Below are 24,134 nucleotides of genomic sequence, written 5' to 3'. Positions count from 1 at the left end.
AATATGATATACTTTGTTCCGTGATAAGAAGTTAAGGTTAGGGGTATACACATGCAACAAGCAAAAGAAAAAAGCCAAGAAAAATCTAACAATGTTATACCTTTTATTCCTGAAGGTGATTTTTATTTCACAAAGGGTGTAGAAGCTTTTCAAAAAAGAAAATTTGATATTGCGATAAAATGGCTGCGAAAGGCAACGGAGGCAAAACCTGAAGATCCGTTATATGCCTGCCAAATGTCAATTATATATACAGAAATTGGTGCTTACCATGCAGCTAACCAGCTGTTAACTAAGGTGTTACAAACAACGGACTACGTGGATTGTTATTATTTAATTGCAAATAATTACGCCCACTTAGGCCTACTTAATGATGCTAAAAAGTATGTTAATTATTATCTTGAGAAAGAACCGGATGGCGATTTTCACGAAGAAGCGCATAGCTTGCTTGAATTAATTGACTTTGATGAAGATGATGATGAGTGGGAATTAGAAGATGAAGATGAGATTCTCATTTACCAGGAAACAGTTTTCTATCACATGGAGTATATGGAGTGGGAAAAAGCACTCCCGTTAATTGAAGAAATGATGACATTATTTCCTGAACACAAAATGGCTAAATACGATTATACACATGCATTATTCTTTTCAGGACACGAAGATGAGGCCATCCAAAAAGAACTTGATATTCTAAAAGAAGAACCAACCGCTCTCTATTCACATACAAACCTTGCATTATTTTATTATCAATTGGGCAAGATAAAAGAATATAGAACGTGTATTGAGACATTGAGAAATGTTTATCCGATTCATGCCCAACAAAAGTTAAGAATCGCGGTGACTATGGCGCGAACAGATAATTTACAAGAGGCTTACGAACGTTTTTATCAGTTAACAAAGCGTCTTGTGAAAAGCCACCCCTCTTATTTCCGATGGTTTAGCTATACAGCTTATCATGTAGGAGAGACTGATAAGGCCGTTGCATTATGGGAAGAGGGCTGTAAAAGACATCCATCCCTATCTAAAGAAAAACATCCATGGCTGGATGAATGAGCATAATATTAGACGAGAAGAACTAATTCTTATAAGCTGAATATGGCTATAATTACAAGAAGAAAAAGGGGCGATTTAAAATGTCCGAAGAACGTATTTATGATGTAATCATTGCAGGTGCCGGACCGGCCGGAATGACTGCAGCAGTATATGCTTCCAGAGCAAATTTGGATACATTAATGATTGAGCGAGGAATCCCAGGTGGTCAAATGGCCAATACGGAAGATGTGGAGAACTATCCGGGGTATGAACATATCCTAGGTCCAGATCTCTCTAATAAAATGTTTGAGCATGCTAAGAAGTTTGGTGCCGAATATGCTTATGGAGATATTAAAGAAGTCATTGACCATGGTGATTATAAAACGCTCATTGCTGGGAAAAAAGAATATAAAACAAGATCACTTATCATTACTACAGGAGCTCAATATAAGAAATTAGGCATACCTGGTGAAGAAGAGTTAAGTGGTAGAGGCGTTTCATATTGCGCTGTATGTGACGGGGCCTTCTTTAAAAACAAAAATCTAATCGTAATCGGTGGAGGTGACTCGGCCGTAGAAGAGGGTATTTATTTGACACGGTTCGCCGAAAAGGTAACAGTAGTTCACCGTCGTGACGAATTACGCGCTCAAAAAATACTACAGGATCGTGCCTTTGATAACGATAAGATGGATTTCATCTGGGATACTGTAGTTGAGAAAATTAACGAGAAAGATGGAAAAGTTGGCAGTGCCACTCTAAAAAATAATAAGACCGGGGAAGTATATGATCAAGCTATTGATGGAACGTTTATCTATATCGGCATGGTACCATTGAGCGAGCCGTTTAAATCTTTAAATATCACAAACGAAGAAGGATATATTCCTACAGATGAACATATGGCTACATCGATTCCGGGAATATTTGCAGCAGGAGACATTCGTGAAAAAACACTTCGACAAATTGTTACAGCAACTGGTGACGGAAGTATTGCAGCTGAGAGTGCTATAAAATATGTTGAAGACCTTTCAGAAGAATTAAAGGCAAGCGCTAAATAAAGACTTTACGTAATCGTAATTGCTTTTTAACGCTGTTGTAATACGCTCGCAATATTTATGGGGTACAATATAAATAACTAATTGACCCCCTTTTAATAGATAAATTAGTTTCTTGCACAGGTGTTAATCACCTGTGTCTTTTTTTGTGTACAGAAAGAGGGCTTGTCTGATCATGTCGTTTTGTTAGAATTTCCAATAGTTATTAAGATCCCAAGGCAATTCCGCTAGCCTGGTTAAATTTAATTTATTCTTAAATGCTGCTAAGTATGTTTAGTGATTTGTTTTTGAAGTAACTAGTTCTTGTTGATTTTATTTTTCCTAGTATAATGGTAGTAGCGTATTAAGTCCTCCAGAAAGTTTGAGGTGATTGAAATGCAGCGAGTAACGAACTGTATATTAATAGATAATAACCACATATTATTAATGAAAAAGCCGAGACGCGGCTGGTACGCCATACCTGGCGGAAAAATGGAGCTTGGTGAATCGATCAAAGAATCTGTTACCCGTGAATATCAGGAAGAGACAGCACTTACTCTTATAGATCCTCAATTAATGGGAAGTTTCACTTTTACGATTCATAAAGGCGAAAAAGTGGTGCAGGAATGGATGATGTTTACTTTCGTATGTGAGAAATATGAAGGAAACTTAATAGAATTCTGTAGAGAAGGTGAATTGGAATGGGTTCCTGCAGAAAAAGTGAAATATCTGCCAATGGCTGAAGGAGACCGTAAAATCTTTCAACATGTTTTAAATTCGTCCTCCATGTTATATGGTTCTTTTTCCTATTCAGAGGATTATGAACTGATTAATTTACGGTTGGATCCCATAGTTAATTAATTGCAACATATCTAAAGGGGAGATATAGATGAGAAACGGAGAACAAGAAACTAAATTAGTTATTATTACTGGAATGTCCGGTGCGGGAAAGACAGTTGCTGTTCAAAGTTTTGAGGATTTGGGTTATTATTGCGTGGACAATTTGCCTCCAACGCTTTTACCTAAATTTTTGGAGTTAATGAAGGACTCAACTAATAATATAAGAAAAGTTGCTCTGGTAATGGATTTACGGGGCCGTGAGTTTTTTGACTCTCTCTTTGAAGCATTGGATGGCCTTGCGAAGGAAGATTGGTTAGAGGAGCAAATTCTATTTCTTGATGCAAAAAATGAGAAACTGGTAAGTAGATACAAGGAAACACGAAGGGCTCACCCTTTGGCAGTAGAGGGCCTTCCTTTAAATGGGATTAAACAGGAACGGAAAATGCTTGATGAGCTAAGAGGGAGAGCACAACGAATTATAGATACAACAAATTTGAAGCCAAAAGAATTAAGAGAAATAATTTTAGAAAATTATACGGAGGAAAAGCAAGAAACCTTCTCAGTCCATTGCGTTTCATTTGGATTCAAATATGGATTGCCTATTGATGCTGATTTAGTTTTTGATGTTCGATTCCTCCCGAATCCACATTATGTAGAGCAAATGCGACCACTAACTGGGTTGGATGAAGATGTTTCATCTTATGTATTTAAATGGTCGGATACACAGAAATTCAAAGAGAAGGTTTTAGATCTGTTACAATTCATGCTCCCACAATATAAAAAAGAGGGTAAATCCCAACTAGTTGTAGCAATAGGATGTACTGGCGGACAACATCGTTCAGTAGCGCTTACTGAGTTTTTTGCAAAAGAGCTCTCATCAAATTATATTACGCATGTCAGTCACCGTGACATTGCCAAAAGAAAGGGACGTTAATATGACAGAAAATAAGCAGCCTCAAGTAGTCGTAGTTGGGGGAGGTACAGGCATGCCTGTACTACTCAGAGGTTTGAAAAATCTGCCCATTCAACTGACCTCACTTGTTACTGTGGCTGATGATGGTGGAAGTACAGGGAGAATAAGAAATGAGATGGCAATCCCGGCTCCAGGTGATATTCGTAATGTCATTGCTGCCTTGTCTGACGCTGAACCGATGTTACTGGAATTATTCCAACACCGTTTTAATGTAGGGAATGGCTTATCAGGTCATTCGCTTGGTAATTTATTGCTTGCGGCAATGGCAACAATAACTGGAAATTTTAATAAAGGGATTAAAGAAATCTCCAGAGTATTAAATGTAAAAGGTAAAATATACCCAATATCTAATGACAATATGTCTTTACATGCAAGGATGACAGACGGGACTGTCATATCGGGTGAATCAAATATACCATTGTCTAATAAACATATTGAAAGGGTGTTTCTTAGCCCTCAACCTGTAGAACCTTTACCTAATGCTATTCGTGCGTTGGAAAGGGCTGATTTAATTGTAATAGCGCCCGGGAGCTTGTATACAAGTATTATGCCTACAATTATTATGCCGGGTGTGGCTGATGCTATACAACATGCAAAAGCAAAAGTAGTGTATGTATGTAATGTTATGACCCAAGCTGGAGAGACTACTGGATATACGGCATCTGATCATGTACAGGCAATTTTTGACCATATTGGCAAAGGCACGATCGATTCTATTGTGGTACATAATGAACCTATAAAGAAAGCAGTGCGGGCCGTATATGCGGAGGAAAATGCAGAACCGGTTGTATACGATATAGAAAGACTATTGGAAATGGGTTTGCAAATCATTGAAGGGGATATTATTGATCATTCCCAATCTACACTACGTCATGATAATGATAAAGTAGCCAAACTCCTGTATTCCATTATAGATAAATAAATTACAGGGATTTGTTAAGGGGGGATATTATGTCTTTTGCATCAGAAATAAAAAAAGAGTTAACATCAATTGAAGTTGAGGAATGCTGCAGGCATGCGGAGCTCTCAGCTCTAATTCGTATGAATGGAGCACTCTCATTATCGAAGCAACGTTACGTTCTCGACATTCAAACAGAAAATGCAGCAATTGCGCGAAGAATATATTCCTTGATTAAGTCGATTTATACGATTCCGGTAGAGTTACTTGTACGAAAGAAAATGAAGCTGAAAAAAAATAATGTATATATTGTGAGATTAAAGGAAGATGTAAGTAGTTTATTAGCTGATTTAGACATTTTGCAAGGCACCCACACATTTGTCCGTACCATATCACCAAAGTATTTGAAAGAGGCTTGCTGTAGGCGTGCATATCTTCGTGGAGTATTTCTTGCAGGTGGCTCCATTAATAATCCGGAGACCTCTTCCTATCATTTGGAAATAGCAAATTATTACCAGGAGCACAATGATGCTTTATGCGATTTACTAAACGATTTTGGACTACATGCCAGGAAGCTGGAGAGAAAGAATGGCTTTATTGTGTATATGAAAGAAGCAGAAAAAATCACTGAGTTTCTAAGCATTATTGGCGCACATAATGCATTGTTTAAATTTGAGGATGTTCGGATTGTTCGTGACATGCGAAATTCAGTGAATAGATTAGTGAATTGTGAAACTGCAAATTTAAATAAAACAATTGGTGCAGCGTTTCGACAAATTGAGAATATCAACCTAATTGATAAAACGGTTGGGCTTGATCAATTACCAGAAAAACTCCGGGAAATTGCTATTCTACGTGTCCAGCATCAAGATGTATCTCTGAAAGAGCTGGGAGAGTTAGTCTCAAGTGGTAAAATTTCAAAATCAGGTGTAAACCATAGACTAAAAAAAATAGATGAATTTGCCGAAAAGATTAAGCGTGGAGAAGCAATAATGGAAAAGTAATATTTTATTTATTTTGTAGACCATTCATGATATAATACGGATAATTTATATAAAAAGAAAAATAGTATTTTGCGATAAGGATCGGCAGAAGATATATGTACTACTGCCGATCCTCTAATAATCTACTGTGACAGCGCTTACGTGAAAAATGGGGAGGATGAGTAATTTGGTGGAAAAATCCGTCAATGTTCAATTGGAAACAGGTTTACAAGCAAGACCAGCAGCACAGTTTGTTCAAGAGGCAAACCGTTATTCGGCAAATCTGTTTCTTGAAAAAGATGGGAAAAAAGTGAATGCAAAAAGTATTATGGGGTTAATGAGTCTGGCAATTACAAATGGAGAAAGTATTACATTGATTGCTGACGGTATTGACGAAGAAGAGGCCATACAACATTTAATCTCATTTGTTTCAAATATATAAGAACTGCCACCTGGGATTGATTTCCCGGTGGCAGTGTCTTTTTTACTTATCGGAATTTCTTGTTAAAATTTTGTCAATCAGGCCATAATCAACTGATTTTTCAGCTGTCATGAAGTTATCACGGTCTGTGTCACGTTCAATTACTTCAATAGGTTGGCCGGTGCGTTCTGATAAGATCTCGTTAATCTTTTCGCGCATCTGAATAATACGTTTAGCATGGATCTCGATATCTGTTGCTTGTCCTTGTGTCCCACCTAAAGGTTGGTGAATCATAACTTCACTATTTGGTAATGCATAGCGTTTTCCCTTCTCACCAGCAGCAAGTAAAAAGGCACCCATAGATGCAGCCATACCTGTACAGATGGTGGAAACATTCGGTTTAATAAATTGCATGGTATCGAAAATTGCCATACCTGCAGTGATAGATCCACCTGGAGAGTTGATGTATAAGGAGATATCCTTATCCGGATCTTCTGCTTCCAAGAAAAGTAATTGGGCAACAATGGAGTTGGCCACGTTATCATCAATGGCACTACCAAGCATAATAATACGGTCTTTCAATAAACGTGAATAAATGTCATATGCGCGTTCACCGCGGTTTGTCTGTTCAATAACTGTAGGAATTAAGTTCATAAATCTATTTCCTCCTTTATCAATACGTTCTATGTTTATCATAACCAATAGGTCAGTGAAGGTCAAACAAAAACGCTCTACAATTTTCTCCTTAAAACTACTTTCAAGCTTTCCCAGATAAATATAAAATAAACATCTTTTTTGTTAAAACACTTGTATAACAATTCAGGAAGCGTTATAATATCCATTGTGTCAAATAAAAATAGTCCTATGCGCCCATAGCTCAGTTGGATAGAGCTTTGGTTTCCGGTACCAAGTGTCGGGGGTTCGAATCCCTCTGGGCGCGCTATATAAAATCAGGCCCCTTAAGTTTAAGGGGGCCTGATTTTTTGTTGTATGTGCTTTTGTGTGTAAGTTCTTATAAAATAGCCGCTTATTATAGGCTATCAATATGTTGAAAGACATTGGTAGGATGAAAAGGTAGCTCAATGTCTATCATCACCTCTATGACGGACATTGCGACAAGGAAACCGGCACTTAATGTCTATCATCATCTCTATGACGGACATTGCGACAAGGAAACCGGCACTTAATGTCTATCATCGCCTCTATGACGGACATTGCGACAAGGAAACAGCCGCTTAATGTCTATCATTAACCTTAATAACAATGATCCGTAAATAGATGAATAAAGAGTTACATAAAGATGCGAAGATTCTTCCAAAATTTTATTGAGTAGCTATATCCTCTGTTTCCTTTTTAATTTGTAGAGCAGTCTCGGCTACTGTCTGGTGATCCGTTATAATTCTAATGTGATTTCTTTCATAAATTTCTCTACGTGTATCAAATAACTGTTTAATTTCGTTTATACTTTTTCCTTGTAGTAAAGGCCTGTCAGAAATTAGTTCATCCAATCTTTGCAACCATGCTTCCCATTCAATTTCCAAATAAATAACGATACCGTTTTCTAGACAAAAATCTCTAACTTCATTTTGCAGAAAGGCTCCCCCTCCTAGAGAAATCACTTTATTTTTCTGTTTTGCAAAGTGAATGACCATTCTCTTTTCTTCTTGACGAAATACCGTTTCTCCATATTTCTCAAAAATCTCAGTCGTTTTTAAGTTATATTTTCTTTCTATTTCCTTATCAAGATCAATGAATTCACGGTCCATAAGATTTGCAAGCTCTTGCCCAATCGTTGTTTTTCCACTGCCCATAAATCCAATTAAAATAATACTAGTATTGTTATCCATAGTTACTCCTTTACTGTCCGATTAATTAAAATAAGTATAAGGCAAAATAATTTTTTTGTAAAAATGTGTATGGAAAATGGTAAACTATCAATAAATTGATTGCCAGATAGAAAAGGGAGAGAGTGAATGTGAAAATAGTTGAGATAGGAAATGTGAAATTAGGTGATGGGCAACCAAAGATTATTGTGCCATTGGTAGGGAAAACGAATAAAGAGTTATTGGATGAAGCAGAAAGTATAGTTAAATTGCAACCAGATATAGTTGAATGGAGAGTAGACAAGTATGAAGAAGTGAAGCAAATTCAAGCTGTAACAACCCTCTTAGACAGATTGAAAAAAGTTTTAATAGACATCCCTATCTTATTCACCTTTCGAACTGTAAAAGAGGGCGGAGACTGTAAAATATCTCACTCTTATTATTGGACCCTGCTGGAAGCAATAGTAAACACAGGGCAGGTTGAACTCATGGATGTTGAATTATTCTATGATCAAAAAGCCAAAATAAAGGAATTTATAGAAAAAGCACAAGGAGTCGATATGAAAGTGGTCATATCTAACCATGATTTTACGAAAACTCCTACTAACGAGGAACTTGCCTTTCGTCTTTATCAAATGGAAAAATTAGGTGCAGATGTATTAAAGATAGCTGTTATGCCAATTACAAGTAGAGATGTGCTGAATTTAATGCATAGCACTTTGTCTGCAAAAGAAAATGGTGTGCAACAACCGATGATTACCATGGCAATGGGGCAATTAGGAATTATAAGCAGGCTTTCTGGAGAACTGTTTGGCTCAACTGCTACTTTTGCAGCAGGTAAGAAGACCTCAGCACCTGGACAGATTGGTATCGAGTCAGTTAGATCAAGCTTGAAGTTATTGAAACTTTAATATCTAGTTGAAAAAGGATAATAGACTATACCTCTATTATCCTACATGTTTTTGTAAATGCACGGCTGGTAAACAGGAAATGGCGCAAAAACATGCAATATCTACTTTTACACAGATTCCTGTTGCCATAAGGTCATCTACATATTCCTCATCAACTTGACAGCATGGTGTGCAATCGTGCTCCGTATGATGTTGGAGTATACAACAATTATCTTTATTACAATCAAAGGTAAGGAGTTCAAGTATAGCGCATTCTCCTTCTAATGATTTAATTCTAAAAACAAAGGATTCAATACATATAAATTTCTTCTTTTTTGTGCAGACATCCTTATAAGTCGTTATACCTGTTGCTTCAAAAGGTTTATTATCCTTACCATATAAAATAAAAGGGACCGTATTCTTCTTTGAATATTTTCTTCTCTTTTTTGATAGATCAGCAATTGACTTTTTACATGAAGAATCGCATGAGTCATAAGTTACTTCGTTTTGTGCTAAAAGAATGGATTGGAGTGTTTCTTTTATACAATGGGAAGAGTGATCACAGCCTTTCATAATAAATCATCTCCTTTTATACTTTCCTCTTAACATTGTATGATGGAAAATAAAACTTGATTGTATATGCACCTATAGAAAGGTTTTGGTTAATAAAGAAATAATGCTGCTTTTATTATAAAGGGAAAACACAGAAAGCCGTGAAATCTGGTTACCAGTTAAACCATAAAAACCAGGACCATAAACAGAAATTAACCATCATTAAAAAAGCCCCAATTATCATAAAACGGATAATTGGAGCTTTTTAAGTTGCATTGTGTGGCTTGTATCTAAACCTCTATACTGATTAGCTGCCTGCGGCTGTACAATCTACAATATCAATACGTTGATCTGGGCTGGAGCTAGATGGTGACATGACAACAGTGAACGTATCACTGGAATTATTTTGGTTCGTAAAGTCAAATGTGATTGTTTGGTTTCCTAGGTTGTCAGTTGTAATTGTAATTTCTACATCATATACTTGCCCGTTAATAGATCCTTCGCCTGTAAATACTGCATTATCTGTTGCTGCATCACAGCTCAAAATTGCAGTTATAAATCCTTCAAATCTAAAATCATTTATTGCTGTATTATCAGCATTAAATTGCAACACTACTTCGTTTCTGTCAGGATTGTTACAAGGACAGAAACGGATTCTTAAAGGGTCAGCCATACCGTTTACAGGGTCTTCTTCAGGTATATTTAATACTGCATCAATTGATCCTCTATTATAGAAGATAGAACATGTTTCACATCCAGCTGGTGGCTCAGGATCTACCCCATTGTCCGGGAAAGGAAACTCCTCCAGTAAAAATTCAAGCACAATCTCCTTTTTAATAATTAATTTTAACAATCTGTGCAAATCTGCAGAAGAAGCATTCGCTGCTGATGAACGTGACAATACATCTGCTAAAGCTTGCTCCATACTAGCAACTGCTCTTAAAAAATCGTTTTGTGGCATTCTTTTTTCCTCCTTTCATTGTTTACTTATACGTTATGTAGTTGATAAGGAAAGAGTATTGGCTACTATCCCTATCAACAGATAAACAGGCTATTGTGTGAAGGTATTATTCTAACTTTCATGTTTTGTAGATTAACAACCCGAATGCGAATCTCCTTTTGGCCAGTGTTTTTTACATTTATCATCAAATTCACAAACATTTATTGCATCTTCCAATAAAAACTCCAATATAATCTCCTTCTTTATTGCAAGCTTAATTAAATTTTCCAGTTTAGTAGAATATAGTATTTTTTCTTTAGGAGTCAAATTATCATCTCTTAATAATTCACTTTTTGCGTTAATCGCATTCGCGAGTGCTTTTTCAATATCAGCAGCCGAACCAAGGAATTCACTTAGATTATCTTTACATGGTTTGGATTTGTGTTTGCAACTACAGCAATGGTTAGATGCTCCGCAAGTACAATAACATACATTTGGTAAACACTTTTTATAATGTTCCATATCAAATCTCCTTTCTGCAATTTATATTTATTTCAGTGTATGCATGGTTATCCGTACTTGTATGAGCAGAAACCCTACTCTTCATGATTACGTATGACTACTTAAATGATATTATTAGAAAACAATAAACTATAGGAGAAATAGGATAAGGAGGGAAAATCAGCAAAATGTTACCTTTTAACAGTAAATATAAAGATGAGATTTTTGAAACGGTTTTAGAAAATGCTTATCATTGTTTTGTGATTGTTGATGCTAAAGGACTCATTACATATATGAATAAAACGTATTGTGATTTTATTGAAGTAAACCGAGATGAGATTATTGGTAAACATGTGGAAGAAGTCATCGAAAACACACGTATGCATATTGTGGCACGAACTGGAATTGAGGAGATAGCAGATTTGCAATATATCCGGGGGAATCACATGATAGCAAATCGGATTCCTGTTTATGCGGATGGAGAAATTGTTGGGGCTGTTGGAACGGTTCTTTTTCGTGATACAAAAGAATGGATGAAAATGAATAGCCATATTAAGGACCTCATGCTTGAAGTGGAACGTTATAGAAGTCAATTGGATGACAGATATGGAGTTACTTATTCGTTGCATGATATTGTAGGGAGCTCTCCACAATTGAGTAAAATTAAAAATCAGGTTAAAAAGGTGGCTACGGGTGACGTTACTATTTTGCTGCGTGGGGAAAGTGGAACAGGTAAAGAATTATTTGCTCACAGTATTCACCATCTGAGTGAGCGAAATCAGAAACCTTTTATTAAAGTCAATTGTGCTGCGATCCCTGAGCATTTACTTGAATCAGAGTTATTTGGTTATACAGAAGGTGCTTTTACCGGGGCAAAAAAAGGTGGTAAGTTGGGTAATTTTCAGCTTGCTGATGGAGGAACGATCTTCCTTGATGAAATTGGTGATATGCCTTTGGGTGCTCAAGTGAAAATTTTACGTGTATTGCAAGAGGGAGAAGTAGAGGCAATTGGTTCAGTGCAAACTCAGAAGATTGATGTACGGGTTGTAGCGGCAACAAATCAGCCACTGGAAAAATTAATTCAAGAGGGACGATTCCGTGAAGACTTGTTTTACAGAATTAATGTAATCCAGCTCTATATTCCTTCATTAAAGGAACGTCCGGAGGATATACGGATTTTGGCAAAGTATATTTTAACTAAGGTGACAAATCGTTCTGGTAAACGTGTGTTGGACTTCGATCAACAGGTATTTGAGTTTTTTACTAATTATTCTTGGCCTGGTAATATTCGCGAATTAGAAAATGTAATTGAATCAGCTGTACATTTATCCACGAGTGAAACAATTACGATGGAAGATTTACCTGATCATTTAAAAAAGGATATAGTGTTACACCCTCAAAAAGGAAGTTTAAAAGAAATTATTGACCAAGCAGAGAAGCAGGCATTGAAAAATGCGCTAAAACAGTCAAATGGTGACAAGATACAAGCTGCAAAACGTTTAAAGATAGGTAAGTCCAGTTTTTATGATAAAATTAAAAAATATAATCTATAATATTCCGTAATTATGGAATGTGTTTCCGGACTAGCGGAATATGATTTCTTGTTAATTAGAATAGTCTGTCAATCGTTCTGAGAAAAATATAAGAGTAACACAAAGCTCTTTTTCCGAATTTCCGGAAAAGAGCTTATTTTAATTGTTACACTATCCTCCATTTCAGGAGGTTTTCCCTTTTTAAAAAGTTGGCATGGTTATTGCATATTAAATTGTGAGAGGAGTGGAAGGAAAATGAAAACAATCTATACATCATTTAGTGAAGCAATACAAAATATTAAAGACGGATCCACGATTATGGTGGGAGGATTCGGACTTGTTGGTATACCTGAAAACTTGATTCTTGCCCTGGTGGAAAGTAACGTAAAACATCTCACGGTCATCTCCAACAATTGTGGGGTAGATGATTGGGGACTTGGATTACTGTTGGAAAATAAGCAAATAGACAAAATGATTGGATCTTATGTGGGGGAGAATAAAGAGTTTGAACGCCAAGTATTAGCAGGAGAGTTAGAAGTGGAACTTAATCCACAAGGGACACTTGCAGAACGAATACGGGCTGGTGGAGCTGGTATTCCCGCTTTCTATACCCCGGCGGGAGTTGGAACACCTATTGCAGCCGAAAAAGAAGTACGCGTATTTGATAATAAAGAATATGTAATGGAAACTGCTTTAAAGGCTGATTTTAGCTTAATTAGAGCACTTAAGGGAGATAAACATGGGAACCTTATTTATAATAAAACAGCGCGTAACTTCAATCCGATGATGGCTGCAGCAGCTAACGTAACAATTGCTGAAGTGGAAGAACTTGTTGAAGCAGGGAGTATTAATCCGGATCATGTTCATACTCCGGGAATCTATGTCCAAGGACTAATTGAAGGTAAACAAGAGAAGAAGATAGAACGTTTGACATTAAGGCAAGAAGCATAAAACGAATAGGAGGTTAACAACAATGTTGAAGCAAATGGATAAAGCAGCAACTCGAGAAAGAATTGCACGTCGGGCTGAAAGGGAAATTAAAAATGGTTTTTATGTGAATTTAGGTATTGGTATGCCGACAATGGTAGCAAATTATATTCAGCCTAATAAGGAAATGGTCCTTCAATCTGAAAATGGTTTGCTGGGAATCGGAAAATCACCATTACAAGAAGAGGTTGATCCAGACTTAATTAATGCTGGGAAAGAGACCGTAACAGCGGCAATAGGAGCATCTTATTTTAGCAATGCAGAATCTTTTGCCATGATTCGCGGAGAACATTTAGACTTGGCCATCCTTGGAGGAATGGAAGTATCTGAAACAGGCGATTTGGCTAATTGGATGATCCCTGGAAAAATGATCAAAGGAATGGGTGGGGCCATGGATATTGTACATGGTGCTAAGAAAATAGTTGTTATTATGGACCATGTAAATAAACATGGTGAGCCCAAAATTCTCAATCAATGCAAATTACCTCTAACCGGTAAACAGGTGGTGAATCGAATTATTACCGATCGCGCAGTAATAGATGTAAAAGAAGATGGTCTGCATCTTATTGAAGTCGCTGATGGTTGGACGGTTGAAGATATAGTTGCTTCTACAGAGGCAAAGCTGCAAATTAGTGAACATGTAAAAATGTTTTCATTTTAAAAGGAGGTTTTAGATATGGTGAAAAATAAAGTTGTATTCATTACTGGTGCAGCCAGTGGAATCGGCTATGAAATCGGTGTTGGGTTTGCAAAGGAAGGCGCTAAAGTAGTATTTTCTGATATTAATAAAGAAAAAGTAGAGGAAGTTGCTGATAAACTAAAGGAAGAAGGTTACTCCTGTATTGGTTTAGCATGTGATGTCACGAATGAAAAAGAAATTCAGTCAGCGATTGAACATACTACGAAAACGTATGGAAGGTTAGATGTTTTGGTTAACAATGCAGGTCTACAGCATGTCGATTCCATTGAAGATTTTCCAACAGAGAAATTTGAATTGATGACAAAGATAATGCTGGTAGCTCCATTTACGGCAATTAAACATGCATTCCCCATTATGAAAAAACAAGGGGCTGGACGGATTATTAATATGGCCTCTATTAATGGGCTTATCGGTTTTGCTGGAAAAGCTGCTTACAATAGTGCTAAACATGGATTAATTGGGTTAACAAAAGTAGCGGCCCTTGAAGGTGCTGCAGATGGAGTTACTGTGAATGCTATCTGCCCTGGATATGTAGATACTCCATTGGTGCGAAACCAGTTGGAAGGGTTGGCCGAGAACAGGGATATTTCATTGGAAAAAGTACTAGAAGAGGTAATTTATCCATTGGTTCCCCAGAAGCGGCTGTTAGAGGTAGAGGAAGTATCCGACTATGTTATGTTCTTAGCAAGTGATAAAGCAAAAGGTGTGACAGGTCAAGCGGTTGTAATCGATGGTGGTTATACCGCTCAATAAGTGAAAAGAGAGGGATAAAATGAAGGATGTATATATTTTAGAAGGTGCACGAACTCCCTTTGGAACATTTGGTGGGATGTTTAAGGATGTAGATCCAACAGAATTGGCTGTAGCAGCAAGCGCAGAAGCATTTAAAAGAAGTAATGTTAATCCAGAGGAAGTAGATTTAACCGTAATGGGTAATGTCATTCATTCAACCAAAAATGCGCCGTATTTAACTAGGCATGTAGCCTTAAAAAGTGGTATACCCGTAGATAAACCTGCATTAACGGTAAATCGGTTATGTGGTTCAGGACTACAATCTGTTGTGTCAGCAGCACAATCACTAATGCTCGGGGAAGGCAACATAGCATTAGCTGGCGGGGTGGAAAATATGAGTCTAGCACCATATGCGCTCAGAGGAAGTAGATTTGGCACAAAGCTAAGTGCTCCGCAAGTTGATGATATGCTTTGGGCTTCTCTAACAGATGAGTATATTGGGGCAGGCATGGGGGTTACTGCTGAGAATCTTGCTGACAAGTACAAGATTAGCAGAGAAGAACAGGATGAGTATGCAGCTCTAAGTCATCAACGAGCAGCAAAGGCGCGTGATGATGGGAAGTTTATGGAGGAAATTGTACCAGTTGAAATAACTTCAAGAAAAGGAAAGACAGAGCATAATACGGATGAACATATTCGTGACGATACTACAACAGAGAAACTCGCCAAGCTGAAATCTGCATTCAAGAAAGCAGGAACGGTTACAGGGGGGAATGCCAGTGGAATTAATGATGGGGCAGGAGCGCTTATTATAGCTACTGGCGATTACGTATCCACAACAAAACGTAAACCTTTGGCTAGAATTATTTCCTGGGGAATAGCGGGGGTTGAGCCATCTATTATGGGGATAGGGCCAGTTCCAGCAATACAACAAGCGTTGAAAAGAGCAAACTTGACTTTAGAAGACATGGATCTTATTGAGGTAAATGAGGCATTTGCTTCTCAATATCTTGCAGTGGAAAAAGAGTTAGAGCTAGACCGAAGTATAGTAAATGTCAACGGAGGAGCTATTGCCTTGGGACATCCGATTGGTGCAAGTGGTACAAGAGTGGTGTATTCGCTATGTAAGGAACTTAAAAGACGAGGTTTAACATATGGAGTAGCATCCCTATGTATTGGAGGCGGTCAAGGAATAGCAATGGTAGTTGAAGTAAATTAAAACAGGATTCAGGGAGGGGTTTATATATGTTTGGTATTTTACTTGGTTTACTTGTTTTAATGGTATTAGCATACTTAGGATGGTCTATCATTTGGGTAGCACCAATAGCTGCCGGTGTCGTAGCATTAACAGGGGGGCTGGATTTACTTGAAGCATATAAAGACACATATATGGGTGGCTTTGTGTCCTTCGCTCAGGCATGGTTTCCTGTTTTTATGCTAGGGGCTATATTTGGTAAATTGATGGAGGATACAGGTATGGCCAGATCTGTGGCAGTTGCTTTAACTAAGATTATCGGCACGAAACGTGCGATTCTTGGTGTTCTAGCTTCTGCTGCTGTACTTACCTACGGTGGAGTTAGTCTATTCGTAGTCGTTTTTGCGGTATACCCATTAGCATTATCTTTATTCCGTGAAGCCAACATTAGTAGAAGACTAATCCCTCCTACTGTAGCGTTAGGTGCCTTTACCTTTACAATGACAGCAATTCCTGGAACACCACAAATTCAAAACTTAATACCGATGGATTACTTTAAAACCGGTCCCATGGCGGCGCCGATTATGGGGATAATTGGTGCTGTTATTATGGCTGGTGGAGGGTACTTTTATCTTCTTTGGAGGGAAAGCACGTTAACCCGTAACGGAGAAACCTTTTCAGAGCCAAAGGATAAAAATGTACTAGAGAAAGAGACGGAGCCTCCAGCTTTCTTATTATCTATCTTGCCGTTAGTAGCTGTATTGGTAACATTAAATGTATTTAAATTTGATATAATTACTGCTCTAATAACTGGTATTCTATTAATCATGGTATTAAATATAAGTAAATTTAAAAAGTTTGTTACAGCAATAAATGGCGGGGCAGTTGGTTCCGTTACTGCTATTATTAATACGAGTGCAGCAGTTGGTTTTGGTACAGTTGTAAAAGTAGTTCCAGGGTTCGAGAAGTTAACAGAGATCTTAATGGGGATAAAAGGAAATCCTCTTATATCAGAAGCGGTGGCAGTCAATATTCTAGCAGGAGCAACAGGTTCAGCATCTGGAGGTATGGGCATCGCATTGGAAGCGCTTGGTTCAAAATATTATGAGATAGCTATGAATAGTGGAATTTCACCTGAAGCTTTTCACAGAATAGCATCTCTTTCATCCGGTGGATTGGATGCGCTTCCACATAATGGGGCAGTATTGACTTTGCTTACAATAACGGGCATGTCGCATAAAGACAGCTATAAAGATATATTTGTTGTTGCAGTGCTAATTCCGGTCATTGCGGTTGTAATTGCCATTCTATTTGCTTCCCTAGGCATATACTAAACTGACAATATTTATCCTATAAATAAAAAAGAGGAGTAAGCGAAATTTCGCTTACTCCTCTTTTTATTCTTCGCATACATGACTTTCGTCTCAATTTTCAAACATCAATCAAATTATATTGAATTTTCATTACTATTTATATATTATTAAACTATTGAAAATTATGTATTAAACTAGTTTATGTTTAAAAAAGTGAAGGAGGATGAAGATGAATTTTGAAAGCGGTGTCAAAAAGAGTGAGGGTGACCAAAGCTCAACAGTATATGAGCGCGTTTCTGAAAGCAGATCTTTTAAGAAACTTATTCGGGAAAGGAAAAAATTTATTATTCCTTTAACAGTGTTTTTTCTTCTGTTTTATTTTGCTCTTCCGGTTTTAACTTCCTATTCAACCATACTTAATTCACCTGCAGTAGGAGAGATTTCCTGGGCATGGGTATTTGCTTTTGCGCAGTTTATCATGACATGGGTACTTTGCATTGTATATGTGAAAAAGTCTGCTTCTTTCGATAAACAGTCAAAAAGAATTATTGATGAGCAACTTAATGAAGGAGGGAATACGCAGTGAATTTAACTGTTATTACTCTATTTTTAATTATTGTAATCGCAACATTAGTAATTACATATTTTGCAGCTAAGCGGACACAAACAACAGGAGACTTTTACACAGCGGGAGGAGGGCTTACGGGCTGGCAGAATGGCTTGGCAATCTCAGGAGATTATTTGTCAGCAGCTTCTTTTCTTGGGATAGCTGGTGCAATCGCTCTTTATGGCTTCGATGGTTTTTTCTATAGTATTGGCTTTTTAATTGCTTACTTGGTCGTGATGTTTTTAGTTGCAGAACCACTGAGGAATCTAGGTAAATATACGCTTGCTGATATGATAAATGCTCGATTTGATGCAAAAAAAGTAAGAGGAATGGCTGCTTTAAGCACAATAACCATCGTTATATTTTATATGATTGCCCAGTTAGTTGGAGCAGGTGCACTTATACAATTATTATTTGGTATTGACTATTGGATTGCCGTTCTTATAGTTGGTGTGATGATGACCATCTATGTCCTGTTTGGAGGTATGACTGCAACTAGCTGGGTACAAATTATAAAGGCTGTTCTCCTTATGATTGGTACATTGATTATAGCAGTTCTGGTATTAGCTAAATTTAATTTTAATTTATTGTATATGTTTAGTGAAATGAAAACAGTTACAAGCCATGGTGGAGATTATCTTAATCCAGGATTAAAATACACAGATCCAATGGATACTATATCTTTGATGCTTGCATTAGTTTTGGGGACCGCTGGCCTGCCACATATCTTAATGCGTTTTTTTACCGTAAAAGACGCCAAAACTGCAAGAAGCTCTGTAGTAACTGCAACATGGATTGTTGGTATCTTCTATGTACTTACGATATTCTTGGGATTTGGAGCAGCAGCGTTTGTTGGGAACGAAATAATTACAGAAGCGAACCCGGCTGGGAATATGGCTGCACCATTATTGGCCAAGGCGCTCGGTGGAGATTTTCTCATGTCTTTCGTTTCTGCTGTAGCATTTGCTACAATTTTGGCAGTAGTGGCTGGGCTTGTTCTATCAGGTGCTTCGGCATTTGCTCATGACATTTATGGACAAATCATCAAAAAGGGACAAGTTTCAGACAGGCAGCAAATGCTTGCAGCCCGTTATGCATCGTTAGGAGTTTCGGTTTTTTCCATTTTGCTTGCATTGTTTGCGCAAACAATGAACGTAGCTTTCCTTGTGTCACTGGCATTTTGTGTGGCAGCAAGTGCGAATCTGCCAGTCATTCTCTACACAATATATTGGAAGCGATTTAACACATCAGGCGCACTCAGTGCCATGGCGTTCGGACTAATTTCAGCTCTTATCCTAGTTTCCATGAGTCCAAATGTATTTTCACCAGTAGAAGGTGCCGCAATTTTTGTTGGTGAACCACTATTTCCATTAACTAATCCAGCAATTATATCTGTACCTCTGGGCTTTATTGGAGGATATGTTGGAACAGTATTATCAAAAACAACAGATATGAAACGATATGCAGAAGTAAAGGTAAAAGCAAATACAGGCTTCAGAGAATAAAAAATAGAAGAGGCTGGGACAAAAGAATTTTATACATTGAAAATTCGAGCCAATTCGTAATACTAATGAATTATGGTTCGGATTTCTTTTTGAAACAAATTAGCGAAGCGTTTTTCCGGAGCGGGACTCCCACACTTTAGGTCGTTCGTTTTTAGAATGCGTTATTTAGTTATGTCCCAGCCTCTATACTACTTTTATAAAATGTTTCATGAATAGATACATTGATAAATATAATTTCACTCTAGATAAAGGGCTTTTCTAGCCAATTTGTCAGCATTTGCGTTTTGTTTCTCCGGTATCCATTTAATGAAAAAGTGGGGGAAGTGTTTTGCTTCCTCCCTAATTTGTTCAAGAAGAGAACGATAGATAGTATTTTTAGTATAATCTTTTTCAATTGTGTCAACGACCAGTTTGGAATCCGATCGGAAGGATAAAATAGATGCTGGGAACTCCTTCCTGCATATTTTTAAAGCTTGAAGCACGGCATGAAATTCAGCCTCATGGTTTGATAGAATCCCTAAAGGAATTGAATACTCTAAGTGCTCATCACCAGATTTAATAAACACCCCTGCCCCGCTAATTCCGGGATCACCCTTTGCAGCTCCATCTGTATATACTAAAATCATTATCCACTCACCCCTTCAACTATATCTACTTTTATTATTATATTAAGAAGAAAGAACTTCGCAGTAAAGCAACATGTTGTTAGAAAAAATTAAATTGGCAGCCATCAATCTTTATTAAAAGGGAAAAATTATATAACAAGTCAAGTGACAGAAAAGCTTAAGTGTGGCAAAATAAATTGTCAAGAGAGCTTTGTAAACCTAATTACAGAAGGAGTAGAAAGCCCATGTTAAAAGTCGTTTTTTACACAAAAGAAGTTTGCTCCCTTTGTGATGATGCGAAGGCGTTATTACATATGCTTCAACATGATTATCCTTTTGAAATAGAAGAGAGGGATATCTATACAAATGATGATTGGCTGGAGCGATATCAATTATTAATTCCTTTCGTAAAGATAAATGATATCACGTTAGATTGTGAAGAAGTTAATATCGATTCGCTTGAGCAAGCAATAAAGAAATATGCAGGGAAATAAGAGTTTTCCCTGCATATTATTTGTAACTATATCTATCTATGCTATAATTGACATTGTAATCAAAGTTTTTGTTTTTTTTACTCACTTTGGGACATAATATAACCATCCGGGACAAAAAAAGACCAGCGAGAAGGAGCCTTTTAATGAGAGAACTTATTGAATTACAAAAGTTACTTTTGCCTGATCTTCTGGATGTAATGGAACAAAGATACTCCGTCCTAAACAGTGTAGATTTATTTCAACCTGTTGGAAGGCGTACCCTGGCAGAGAACACAGGTCTCACTGAGCGAGGTGTGCGTAGTGAAATAGATTTCCTGCAAAAACAAGGCCTTGTTCAAATTACCTCGAGGGGAATGTTTATTTCCAAAGAGGGTAAATTACTTTTAGAGCGCATGGCTGGATTTATTAGTGAAATAAAAGGTCTCCATGTTTTGGAAAGCCAATTGAAGGATAAATTAAATGTAGGTAATATCCTTATTATTCCCGGGAATAGTGATCAATATGACTGGGTAAAACAAGAAATGGGTAAAGCATGTGTCTCTTACCTAAAGGAGATTTTACAGAATCAAAGTACGATTGCTGTAACAGGAGGCACAACAATGGCTGCTGTTGCTCAAGTTATGCACCCTTTACGAAAAAATCCAGATTATATCTTCGTTCCTGCGCGAGGAGGTATCGGGGAAAAAGTAGAAAACCAGGCAAACACAATTGTTGCAGAAATGGCCGGGAAATCGAAAGGGGAGTATCGCCTGCTATATGTTCCAGACCCATTGAGTGAATCAGCTTATAATTCAATTATTAATGAACCTTCTGTAAGTGATATATTAACCCAGATTAAGGGAGCCAATATTGTATTGCATGGTATCGGTGATGCATTGACCATGGCAACTCGCAGGAAAACTACCGAAGATGTTTCCGCATTACTCGTGAAAAATAATGCAATCAGTGAGGCTTTTGGATATTACTTTGATGCAGAAGGAAATGTTGTACACAAAGTACGTACAGCTGGTATACAGTTGGATGATTTGCAAGCTGTGGAAAATGTTATTACGATAGCTGGAGGAAAGTCTAAAGGCCAAGCTATTGCGTCGTATTTTAAACAAGGAAAAAGTAATTTATTAATTACTGATGAAGCAGCGGCAAAAGAAATTTTAGATATTTAGGGGAAGCTTCCCTTTTAATATAAAACTAATTTTTTAGGAGGAATTAACATGGCAGTAAAAGTAGGAATTAATGGTTTTGGAAGAATTGGGCGTAACGTTTTTCGTCAGGCTCTTAAAAATGATGAAGTGGAAGTAGTAGCAGTAAATGACCTTACAGATGCTAACATGCTGGCACACCTTTTAAAATATGATTCTGTTCACGGAAAATTGGATGAAGAAATTAATGTAAATGGTTCTAACCTAGTTGTAGGTGGAAAAGAAATAACAGTTTTATCAGAACGTGATCCTGCAAATCTAGGATGGGGCGATCTTGGAGTAGAAGTAGTAATTGAATCCACAGGACGATTCACAAATGGAGAAGATGCGCAGAAGCATATCGATGCTGGTGCGAAAAAAGTAGTTATCTCCGCTCCTGGTAAAAATGAAGATTTAACTCTAGTAATGGGAGTAAACGATAGTGAATATGACCCTGCGAAGCATAATATCATCTCAAACGCATCATGTACGACAAACTGTTTAGCTCCTTATGCTAAAGTATTGCATGATAAATTCGGAATTAAGCGTGGTTTAATGACTACCATCCATTCCTATACAAATGATCAGCAAATTCTTGATTTACCACATAAGGATTATCGCCGTGCGCGTGCAGCAGCACAAAATATTATTCCAACAACAACTGGAGCTGCCAAAGCAGTTGGAAAAGTGTTGCCAGAGCTTAATGGTAAGTTAAATGGTATGGCTGTACGTGTTCCAACTCCAGATGGTTCACTTGTGGATCTTGTTGCTGAACTAGATAAAAATGTAACAGCTGAAGATGTTAACGAAGCATTAAAAGAAGCAGCAAATGGAGATCTGAAAGGAATTATGCAATATAGCGAAGAGCCACTTGTATCAACAGATATTGTTGGTAACACTCATTCTTCCATTGTAGATGGACTTTCAACAATGGTTCTTGAAGACAATATGGTAAAAGTTATCTCTTGGTATGATAACGAAATGGGTTATTCTTCACGTTGTGTTGATTTAGCTGCATTCTTAAAAAAACAAGGACTATAAGTAAAAAATAATGGAGGAGGAGCTGATCCTCTTCCATTTTTGCTTTCCTGTGAACCGAATTTCACAATACGAGCGTTCACACTCTTAATCGATTATAATGGTTAATGAACGTATTTTAGGGGAAAACCTATAAGGAAATACGAATACATAGAGATGATCTAGGAGGGTGTAAAAATGAACAAAAAAACATTAGAAGAACTTAATGTAAAAGGTAAAAAGGTTCTTTGTCGTGTAGATTTTAATGTTCCAATGAAAAATGGAGAAGTTACAGACGATACTAGAATTAAAGCTGCTTTACCTACAATTAATTACCTTTCCGAACAAGGAGCTATTGTGATCCTCGCAAGTCATCTTGGTAGGCCAAAAGGAGAAGTTGTCGAAGAATTAAGACTTGATCCTGTAGCAAAGCGATTAAGTGACTTGATTGGTAAGGAAGTAGTAAAAACAGATGCTGTTTATGGTAAAGAGGTTAATGAAGCGATTTCTCAGGTCAGTGATGGAGATATCGTGTTAATTGAAAATGTGCGTTTCGATCCAGGTGAGGAAAAAAACGACCCAAGCTTGTCTCAGGCCTTTGCTGAGATGGCTGATGTCTATGTTAATGATGCGTTTGGTGCAGCCCACCGTGCTCATGCTTCTACTACAGGTGTTGCCGAGAAACTGCCTTCAGCAGCAGGCTATTTAATGCAGAAAGAAATAGAAGTACTCGGCAAAGCACTAGAAAATCCTGCTCGACCATTTACAGCTATTATTGGCGGAGCAAAAGTAAAAGACAAAATCAATGTGATTAATAATTTACTTGATAAGGTTGATCATTTAATTATTGGTGGAGGGCTCGCCTATACATTTATCAAAGCAAAAGGATTCGAAATTGGTAAATCTTTGTTAGAGGAAGATAAAATAGATTTGGCTAAAGACTTTATTGCTAAAGCTAGCGATAAAGGTGTCAATTTAGTTTTACCAGAGGATGCAGTAGTGGCTGATGATTTTTCTGAGACTGCCAATACCCAAATTGTGGACATTGATAAGATCCCTTCTGATTGGGAAGCACTGGATATTGGACCAAAAACGAGAGAACTATACAGAAAAATAATTGCAGAATCCAAGTTGGTAATTTGGAACGGCCCAATGGGTGTATTTGAAATGAATGCCTTCGCTGGTGGTACTAGAGAAGTGGCTGAAGCACTTGCTAAAACAGAAGGTTATACAGTAATTGGAGGCGGAGATTCAGCAGCAGCTGTGGAGAAATTTGGCTTTGCACAAGCAATGGATCATGTTTCTACAGGAGGCGGGGCCTCTTTGGAATTTATGGAAGGAAGGGCACTTCCTGGAGTAGAAGCACTTGATAATAAATAAACGACGTA

26 protein-coding genes and 1 tRNA gene are annotated in these 24,134 nt (G+C 37.4%); 21 read left to right on the top strand and 6 right to left on the bottom strand.

Annotation, left to right across the window (positions count from 1 at the left end):
* The first annotated feature begins 51 nt into the window (after positions 1-51).
* The 7 genes from X953_RS13245 to X953_RS13215 all read left to right on the top strand — a co-directional run bounded on the left by X953_RS13245 (position 52) and on the right by X953_RS13215 (position 6,196).
* A complete protein-coding gene (locus X953_RS13245) occupies positions 52-1,050 on the top strand; it encodes a lipopolysaccharide assembly protein LapB (protein ID WP_040956016.1) in 999 nt (332 codons plus the stop codon).
* An 80-nt stretch (positions 1,051-1,130) separates the two neighbouring features.
* Positions 1,131-2,084, top strand: coding sequence for a thioredoxin-disulfide reductase (gene trxB, locus X953_RS13240; RefSeq protein ID WP_040956015.1), 954 nt, complete (start codon positions 1,131-1,133; stop codon positions 2,082-2,084).
* Between the two features lie 372 nt (positions 2,085-2,456).
* Entirely contained in the window at positions 2,457-2,921 is a 465-nt protein-coding gene (locus X953_RS13235; RefSeq protein ID WP_040956014.1) for an 8-oxo-dGTP diphosphatase, read from the top strand.
* A 28-nt stretch (positions 2,922-2,949) separates the two neighbouring features.
* Positions 2,950-3,834, top strand: coding sequence for an RNase adapter RapZ (gene rapZ / locus X953_RS13230; RefSeq protein ID WP_040956013.1), 885 nt, complete (start codon positions 2,950-2,952; stop codon positions 3,832-3,834).
* Position 3,835: 1 nt separating this feature from the next.
* On the top strand, positions 3,836-4,795 hold the full coding sequence (gene yvcK / locus X953_RS13225; RefSeq protein WP_019377717.1) for a YvcK family protein: 960 nt from the start codon (positions 3,836-3,838) through the stop codon (positions 4,793-4,795).
* A gap of 29 nt (positions 4,796-4,824) precedes the next feature.
* Complete coding sequence (gene whiA, locus X953_RS13220) at positions 4,825-5,775, top strand: DNA-binding protein WhiA (protein ID WP_040956012.1); 951 nt, start codon at positions 4,825-4,827, stop codon at positions 5,773-5,775.
* A 166-nt stretch (positions 5,776-5,941) separates the two neighbouring features.
* Complete coding sequence (locus tag X953_RS13215; protein WP_040956011.1) at positions 5,942-6,196, top strand: HPr family phosphocarrier protein; 255 nt, start codon at positions 5,942-5,944, stop codon at positions 6,194-6,196.
* Between the two features lie 42 nt (positions 6,197-6,238).
* Here X953_RS13215 and clpP read toward each other — a convergent pair whose 3' ends face one another.
* Complete coding sequence (gene clpP, locus X953_RS13210; RefSeq protein WP_040956010.1) at positions 6,239-6,829, bottom strand: ATP-dependent Clp endopeptidase proteolytic subunit ClpP; 591 nt, start codon at positions 6,827-6,829, stop codon at positions 6,239-6,241.
* A gap of 212 nt (positions 6,830-7,041) precedes the next feature.
* On the opposite strand from clpP, the gene X953_RS13205 reads away from it, so the two are divergent.
* Positions 7,042-7,115 (top strand) — tRNA-Arg (locus X953_RS13205).
* 382 nt (positions 7,116-7,497) lie between these two features.
* Here X953_RS13205 and X953_RS13200 read toward each other — a convergent pair.
* Positions 7,498-8,022, bottom strand: coding sequence for a shikimate kinase (locus X953_RS13200; protein WP_040956009.1), 525 nt, complete (start codon positions 8,020-8,022; stop codon positions 7,498-7,500).
* Between the two features lie 128 nt (positions 8,023-8,150).
* On the opposite strand from X953_RS13200, the gene aroD reads away from it, so the two are divergent.
* Entirely contained in the window at positions 8,151-8,909 is a 759-nt protein-coding gene (gene aroD, locus X953_RS13195) for a type I 3-dehydroquinate dehydratase (RefSeq protein WP_040956008.1), read from the top strand.
* A gap of 36 nt (positions 8,910-8,945) precedes the next feature.
* On the opposite strand, the gene X953_RS13190 is transcribed toward aroD, so the two are convergent.
* The 3 genes from X953_RS13190 to X953_RS13180 form a co-directional block, all read right to left on the bottom strand.
* Positions 8,946-9,461 (bottom strand): CotY/CotZ family spore coat protein, encoded by a 516-nt coding sequence (locus X953_RS13190; RefSeq protein WP_040956007.1) that lies wholly within the window; start codon positions 9,459-9,461, stop codon positions 8,946-8,948.
* 286 nt (positions 9,462-9,747) lie between these two features.
* Complete coding sequence (locus tag X953_RS13185; RefSeq protein WP_040956006.1) at positions 9,748-10,401, bottom strand: hypothetical protein; 654 nt, start codon at positions 10,399-10,401, stop codon at positions 9,748-9,750.
* A gap of 132 nt (positions 10,402-10,533) precedes the next feature.
* Positions 10,534-10,902, bottom strand: a complete 369-nt coding sequence (locus X953_RS13180; protein ID WP_040956005.1) for a hypothetical protein — start codon at positions 10,900-10,902, stop codon at positions 10,534-10,536.
* A 167-nt stretch (positions 10,903-11,069) separates the two neighbouring features.
* Between X953_RS13180 and X953_RS13175 the strand changes: the two genes are divergently transcribed.
* The 8 genes from X953_RS13175 to X953_RS13140 all read left to right on the top strand — a co-directional run bounded on the left by X953_RS13175 (position 11,070) and on the right by X953_RS13140 (position 19,452).
* On the top strand, positions 11,070-12,434 hold the full coding sequence (locus tag X953_RS13175; RefSeq protein ID WP_040956004.1) for a sigma-54-dependent Fis family transcriptional regulator: 1,365 nt from the start codon (positions 11,070-11,072) through the stop codon (positions 12,432-12,434).
* 234 nt (positions 12,435-12,668) lie between these two features.
* A complete protein-coding gene (locus X953_RS13170) occupies positions 12,669-13,364 on the top strand; it encodes a CoA transferase subunit A (protein WP_040956003.1) in 696 nt (231 codons plus the stop codon).
* Between the two features lie 22 nt (positions 13,365-13,386).
* Positions 13,387-14,061 carry a 3-oxoacid CoA-transferase subunit B gene (locus tag X953_RS13165; RefSeq protein WP_040956002.1) on the top strand — a complete coding sequence of 225 codons (675 nt, stop codon included), beginning with the start codon at positions 13,387-13,389 and terminating at the stop codon, positions 14,059-14,061.
* 15 nt (positions 14,062-14,076) lie between these two features.
* A complete protein-coding gene (locus tag X953_RS13160) occupies positions 14,077-14,853 on the top strand; it encodes a 3-hydroxybutyrate dehydrogenase (RefSeq protein WP_040956001.1) in 777 nt (258 codons plus the stop codon).
* Positions 14,854-14,872: 19 nt separating this feature from the next.
* Entirely contained in the window at positions 14,873-16,051 is a 1,179-nt protein-coding gene (locus tag X953_RS13155; protein WP_040956000.1) for an acetyl-CoA C-acetyltransferase, read from the top strand.
* Between the two features lie 26 nt (positions 16,052-16,077).
* Positions 16,078-17,361: a GntP family permease gene (locus tag X953_RS13150; RefSeq protein WP_040955999.1), complete on the top strand. Its 1,284-nt coding sequence runs from the start codon at positions 16,078-16,080 to the stop codon at positions 17,359-17,361.
* A 208-nt stretch (positions 17,362-17,569) separates the two neighbouring features.
* Positions 17,570-17,926 (top strand): DUF485 domain-containing protein, encoded by a 357-nt coding sequence (locus X953_RS13145; RefSeq protein ID WP_040955998.1) that lies wholly within the window; start codon positions 17,570-17,572, stop codon positions 17,924-17,926.
* On the top strand, positions 17,923-19,452 hold the full coding sequence (locus X953_RS13140; RefSeq protein ID WP_040955997.1) for a cation acetate symporter: 1,530 nt from the start codon (positions 17,923-17,925) through the stop codon (positions 19,450-19,452). The genes X953_RS13145 and X953_RS13140 overlap by 4 nt, the downstream gene beginning before the upstream one ends.
* A 236-nt stretch (positions 19,453-19,688) precedes the next feature.
* Here X953_RS13140 and X953_RS13135 read toward each other — a convergent pair whose 3' ends face one another.
* A complete protein-coding gene (locus X953_RS13135) occupies positions 19,689-20,078 on the bottom strand; it encodes a reverse transcriptase-like protein (RefSeq protein WP_040955996.1) in 390 nt (129 codons plus the stop codon).
* Positions 20,079-20,302: 224 nt separating this feature from the next.
* Here X953_RS13135 and X953_RS13130 point away from each other — a divergent pair, with 224 nt between their 5' ends.
* The 4 genes from X953_RS13130 to pgk all read left to right on the top strand — a co-directional run bounded on the left by X953_RS13130 (position 20,303) and on the right by pgk (position 24,126).
* A complete protein-coding gene (locus X953_RS13130; RefSeq protein WP_040955995.1) occupies positions 20,303-20,551 on the top strand; it encodes a glutaredoxin family protein in 249 nt (82 codons plus the stop codon).
* A 143-nt stretch (positions 20,552-20,694) separates the two neighbouring features.
* A complete protein-coding gene (locus X953_RS13125; RefSeq protein WP_040955994.1) occupies positions 20,695-21,714 on the top strand; it encodes a sugar-binding transcriptional regulator in 1,020 nt (339 codons plus the stop codon).
* A 48-nt stretch (positions 21,715-21,762) separates the two neighbouring features.
* Positions 21,763-22,770 carry a type I glyceraldehyde-3-phosphate dehydrogenase gene (gap, locus tag X953_RS13120; RefSeq protein WP_040955993.1) on the top strand — a complete coding sequence of 336 codons (1,008 nt, stop codon included), beginning with the start codon at positions 21,763-21,765 and terminating at the stop codon, positions 22,768-22,770.
* Positions 22,771-22,944: 174 nt separating this feature from the next.
* Positions 22,945-24,126: a phosphoglycerate kinase gene (pgk, locus tag X953_RS13115; RefSeq protein WP_040955992.1), complete on the top strand. Its 1,182-nt coding sequence runs from the start codon at positions 22,945-22,947 to the stop codon at positions 24,124-24,126.
* The last annotated feature ends 8 nt before the right edge of the window (positions 24,127-24,134 follow it).

The sequence above is a fragment of the Virgibacillus sp. SK37 genome (assembly GCF_000725285.1).
In the GTDB taxonomy this organism is placed as follows: Bacteria; Bacillota; Bacilli; order Bacillales; family Amphibacillaceae; genus Virgibacillus_Q.
This window is presented reverse-complemented; position numbering and strand designations above follow the sequence as displayed.

Coding starts and splice junctions, on each gene's coding strand:
- X953_RS13245 (WP_040956016.1), top strand. CDS start 52: ATGCAACAAGCAAAAGAAAAAAGCCAAGAAAAATCTAACAATGTTATA.
- trxB (WP_040956015.1), top strand. CDS start 1,131: ATGTCCGAAGAACGTATTTATGATGTAATCATTGCAGGTGCCGGACCG.
- X953_RS13235 (WP_040956014.1), top strand. CDS start 2,457: ATGCAGCGAGTAACGAACTGTATATTAATAGATAATAACCACATATTA.
- rapZ (WP_040956013.1), top strand. CDS start 2,950: ATGAGAAACGGAGAACAAGAAACTAAATTAGTTATTATTACTGGAATG.
- yvcK (WP_019377717.1), top strand. CDS start 3,836: ATGACAGAAAATAAGCAGCCTCAAGTAGTCGTAGTTGGGGGAGGTACA.
- whiA (WP_040956012.1), top strand. CDS start 4,825: ATGTCTTTTGCATCAGAAATAAAAAAAGAGTTAACATCAATTGAAGTT.
- clpP (WP_040956010.1), bottom strand. CDS start 6,829: ATGAACTTAATTCCTACAGTTATTGAACAGACAAACCGCGGTGAACGC.
- X953_RS13200 (WP_040956009.1), bottom strand. CDS start 8,022: ATGGATAACAATACTAGTATTATTTTAATTGGATTTATGGGCAGTGGA.
- X953_RS13190 (WP_040956007.1), bottom strand. CDS start 9,461: ATGAAAGGCTGTGATCACTCTTCCCATTGTATAAAAGAAACACTCCAA.
- X953_RS13185 (WP_040956006.1), bottom strand. CDS start 10,401: ATGCCACAAAACGATTTTTTAAGAGCAGTTGCTAGTATGGAGCAAGCT.
- X953_RS13180 (WP_040956005.1), bottom strand. CDS start 10,902: ATGGAACATTATAAAAAGTGTTTACCAAATGTATGTTATTGTACTTGC.
- X953_RS13175 (WP_040956004.1), top strand. CDS start 11,070: ATGTTACCTTTTAACAGTAAATATAAAGATGAGATTTTTGAAACGGTT.
- X953_RS13170 (WP_040956003.1), top strand. CDS start 12,669: ATGAAAACAATCTATACATCATTTAGTGAAGCAATACAAAATATTAAA.
- X953_RS13165 (WP_040956002.1), top strand. CDS start 13,387: ATGTTGAAGCAAATGGATAAAGCAGCAACTCGAGAAAGAATTGCACGT.
- X953_RS13160 (WP_040956001.1), top strand. CDS start 14,077: ATGGTGAAAAATAAAGTTGTATTCATTACTGGTGCAGCCAGTGGAATC.
- X953_RS13155 (WP_040956000.1), top strand. CDS start 14,873: ATGAAGGATGTATATATTTTAGAAGGTGCACGAACTCCCTTTGGAACA.
- X953_RS13150 (WP_040955999.1), top strand. CDS start 16,078: ATGTTTGGTATTTTACTTGGTTTACTTGTTTTAATGGTATTAGCATAC.
- X953_RS13145 (WP_040955998.1), top strand. CDS start 17,570: ATGAATTTTGAAAGCGGTGTCAAAAAGAGTGAGGGTGACCAAAGCTCA.
- X953_RS13135 (WP_040955996.1), bottom strand. CDS start 20,078: ATGATTTTAGTATATACAGATGGAGCTGCAAAGGGTGATCCCGGAATT.
- X953_RS13130 (WP_040955995.1), top strand. CDS start 20,303: ATGTTAAAAGTCGTTTTTTACACAAAAGAAGTTTGCTCCCTTTGTGAT.
- X953_RS13125 (WP_040955994.1), top strand. CDS start 20,695: ATGAGAGAACTTATTGAATTACAAAAGTTACTTTTGCCTGATCTTCTG.
- gap (WP_040955993.1), top strand. CDS start 21,763: ATGGCAGTAAAAGTAGGAATTAATGGTTTTGGAAGAATTGGGCGTAAC.
- pgk (WP_040955992.1), top strand. CDS start 22,945: ATGAACAAAAAAACATTAGAAGAACTTAATGTAAAAGGTAAAAAGGTT.